This is a genomic window from Pseudomonas sp. R62 (assembly GCF_000257605.1).
In the GTDB taxonomy this organism is placed as follows: Bacteria; Pseudomonadota; Gammaproteobacteria; order Pseudomonadales; family Pseudomonadaceae; genus Aquipseudomonas; species Aquipseudomonas atacamensis.
Genome location: NZ_JH635999.1, coordinates 1347054 through 1349735 on the forward strand (window position 1 = coordinate 1347054; position 2682 = coordinate 1349735).

At 60.0% G+C, this 2682-nt stretch carries 4 protein-coding genes; 2 read left to right on the forward strand and 2 right to left on the reverse strand.

Going from position 1 to position 2682, the window contains the following annotated elements:
- The coding region (locus OQK_RS24205; RefSeq protein ID WP_038862140.1) for a LysR family transcriptional regulator at positions 1-339 on the reverse strand (339 nt) is incomplete at its 3' end.
- 126 nt (positions 340-465) lie between these two features.
- On the opposite strand from OQK_RS24205, the gene OQK_RS24210 reads away from it, so the two are divergent.
- Positions 466-1077, forward strand: coding sequence for an FMN-dependent NADH-azoreductase (locus tag OQK_RS24210; RefSeq protein WP_016774691.1), 612 nt, complete (start codon positions 466-468; stop codon positions 1075-1077).
- A gap of 167 nt (positions 1078-1244) precedes the next feature.
- On the forward strand, positions 1245-2282 hold the full coding sequence (locus OQK_RS24215) for an alpha/beta hydrolase family protein (RefSeq protein ID WP_016774692.1): 1038 nt from the start codon (positions 1245-1247) through the stop codon (positions 2280-2282).
- A 130-nt stretch (positions 2283-2412) separates the two neighbouring features.
- On the opposite strand, the gene OQK_RS24220 is transcribed toward OQK_RS24215, so the two are convergent.
- Positions 2413-2682 (reverse strand): MFS transporter (locus OQK_RS24220; protein ID WP_038861676.1); only part of this gene is annotated, 270 nt, incomplete at its 5' end.

Genomic DNA, 2682 nt, shown 5'->3' on the forward strand with positions numbered 1-2682 from the left:
GTCGCTGATCACCGTCGGCAGCATTTCATGGGCAAGCCCGGTCGGGCACGACACCCGCAAGCGCCCGCGCGGTTCGCTGGACATGCTCGCCACCGCTTCGTCAGCCATTTCCGCTTCCAGCAACATCGCCTGACAGTGGCGCAAATAGCGTTCGCCAACGGCGGTGAGATTGAGTTGGCGAGTGGTGCGTTGCAGCAGACGCGCGCCGAGTCGGTCTTCCAGTTCGGCAATTCTTCTCGAAAGCCGTGACTTGGGAATACCGAGCAAGCGCCCGGCGGCGGCAAATCCGCCGGCTTCAACCACTTTGGCGAAATAGTAGAGATCGTTGAGGTCCTGCATGCGCGTTTCCAGTCGTTCTATCAATGGGACGAACTATCGCATTGTCGGCGACTAATCAGCCATTGGTTTGTTGCGTAGGATTGTCTCCATTCCGTCGCCGCCGGCGATTCTTTCAGGAGAACCCACATGAAACTGTTGCACATCGATTCGAGCATTCTCGGCGACAACTCGGCTTCCCGTCAGCTGAGCCGTCAAGTCGTCGACGCCTGGCAAGCCGCCGAGCCGAGCGCCGTGGTCACCTACCGCGACCTGGCCGCCGACGCGATCAGCCACTTCTCGTCGACCACCCTGGTTGCCGCCGGCACCACCGCCGAACTGCGCGACGCTGCGCAACAGCACGAAGCCGAGCTGAGCGCTTCGACCCTGGCCGAGTTCATCGCTGCCGACGCCGTGGTGATTGCCGCGCCGATGTACAACTTCACCGTTCCAACCCAGCTTAAAGCGTGGATCGACCGCGTTGCCGTCGCCGGCCAGACGTTCCGCTACACCGAAGCCGGCCCTGAAGGTCTGTGCGGCGGCAAAAAAGTGGTGATCGTGTCGACTTCCGGTGGCATCCACGCCGGTCAGGCCAGCGGCATCGCTCACGAAGAATATCTGAAGCTGGTACTGGGCTTCCTCGGCATCACCGATATCGAAATCGTCCGCGCTGAAGGTCTGGCCTATGGCGAAGAAGTGCGCAACAACGCCATGAGCGCTGCGCAAGCGAAGATCAGCGAGCAACTGTTCGCCGCCGCATAAGGCTTGCGTAAAGAACAGCCGATGTTCAGGTAATCCCCCAAAAACTCTGTATTCTGGTTCCGCAAGGGCCGAATACGGAGTTTTTTGTTTCTGGCTGTTACATAATCTGGCCCGGGTTATGCAGTTTCAGCACATCCGACGATGTGGTCCAACAGGGTAGGGCATTCATGAGGCATCTTTGTGCACTGTTGCTGATTTGCCTGCTGGGCAGCCTGAATTCAGTGCAGGCCGCACCAGGGCGCCACCCTGTGTGGAGCGTCGGTTATCACGAGATGACCTTTCTCGACCCGCTCGATCTGCAACCGATGCGCGCCATCGCTTTCTACCCCTCCAGTGAACGCGAGCATATGAGTTTGCTTGAGGGTTACTCAGTCGAGGCTGGAGAGGACACCAAAGTCGCGATCGGCCGCTTTCCCATGTTGATGCTCTCCCACGGCAACACCGGTACGCCGCTGGCCCTGCATGATCTGGCCACTTCACTGGCGCGCAAAGGCTTTGTCGTGGTGGCGGTGATTCATCCCGGCGACAACTGGCGCGACCACAGCCGACTTGGCACGTTGAGCAATCTATACGGCCGGCCAATCCAGATTTCCCAAGCGATCACCGCCACCCTCGCCGACATCATGCTGGCGCCGTTCGTCAACGCTGAACAGGTCGGTGTGATCGGTTATTCGGCTGGAGGCGAGACCGCGTTGATTCTCTCCGGGGCGCAACCGGATCTGGATCGTCTGCGTCGCTATTGCCAGGAACGTCCGGACGATCACGACGCCTGCAACACCCAGGGCGAGCTGATTGTCGATCGCGATGACTTGCAGCCGGTGGCCGATCCACGGGTTCACGCCTTATTGCTGATGGCGCCGCTGAGCCTGAAGTTCGGCCGCCATACCCTCGCCGATGTGCACGTACCGGTGCTGCTCTATAGCGGCGACGGCGACAAACTGGTGGCCTTCGATAAAAACGCTGCGGCTTTGGCGCGCAAACTGCCCACTGCGCCGGACTTCAAACTGCTGGCCGGGGCAGGGCACTTCGTATTCATGGCGCCGTGCACCGAAGAGCAGATCCGCGCCATGCCGGCGTTGTGCACCGATGCCGACGGGGTGGATCGCGAGGATATTCACCGCAACCTGATCTCCGAGGCCGGACGTTTTTTTGCTCATGCACTAGGCAGATCGACACGAGCGGGGATGCAGACGGCGGATCAATAACTTCATCACCGCCACCAATTCCTGTAGGAGCTGACGAGTGCAACGAGGCTGCGATCTCTTGATCTTCAAAGCAAAATCAAAAGATCGCAGCCTCGTTGCACTCGTCAGCTCCTACAAGGGGATCGGTGCTTCATGAGGTCGCGCGGCGCTTGAGTAGCAGGGTCAAGCCCAACCCGGTCACCGATAACAATGCCGCGCTGAAGAAGATCCACGAATAGCCCAGATTCAACGCCACCGCGCCCATCAATGGCCCGGCAATCGCCAGTGCCAGATCGAAGAACACCGCATAAGCCCCCAACCCTGAACCACGGCTGGAACTCGGCACCTGTTTGATCGCTTCCACCCCCAGCGCCGGATACACCAGTGACAGCCCGAATCCGGCCAGCCCTGCGCCGATCAA